The organism is Caballeronia sp. M23-90, from assembly GCF_053574605.1.
This window is the reverse complement of record NZ_JBSIPA010000949.1, coordinates 1-658: the sequence shown is the minus strand read 5'-3', so window position 1 is coordinate 658 and position 658 is coordinate 1. Positions and strand designations below refer to the sequence as shown.

Sequence of the window (658 nt, the reverse complement as noted above, 5' to 3'; positions counted from 1 at the left end):
ATACATGACCTGGCGAATTCGTCCAACTGTCTTGCCCCATCCGAATACCTGCTCAATGCGCTTACGTTTTTGCTGGCTTATCGCGTAACCCGGCCAGCGTGTAGTTCGCTCGTCAATTGCTGAACCTCCTGGACGTCCATCGTTTTGTGCTACATGCGGCGTGACGCGATTCGCGCGACAACTGGCGACGAAGCCGGCAGTGTCGTAGTTCTTGTCCGCGCCCACCGTGATGCCGAGCAGCGCAACACTCGCGGCATCAGCGAGCATCATCTCGGCCGCGTCGCGCTCGGCGGTGCCCGTCGCCAGAGTCACCTGTGCGTTGACGACCAAGCCCGCGCCGGTTGTCGGTCAGTACATGCCCCATATAACAGAGCATCGCTCCAGTTCCCTTGCTCTTGCGAAACAGGCGCGCCTGCTCGTCAGTCGTGGATTGATGTGTCTCGTTACTGCGTTTCTGTCCGTGCCAATTGTCATTCGGCGTGGGCGGTTCGTCAGGAGGCGTGTCATCATCGTCTGGACTTGCCTTGGGCACAAAGCTCTTGTGCCCGGCCCATGCCTGAATCAACGTGCCGTCGACGCTGAAGTGTTCCCCGGAGAGATACCCGCGCTCGCGCGCGGTCTCGACTGTCTCGTTGAAGAGCAACACCAGCACGTCGTG

At 59.9% G+C, this 658-nt stretch carries 1 pseudogene; it reads right to left on the bottom strand.

The window, feature by feature from the left end:
* Positions 1–658 (bottom strand): annotated as a pseudogene (locus ACRXB1_RS37230) (IS5 family transposase); the annotation flags it as partial.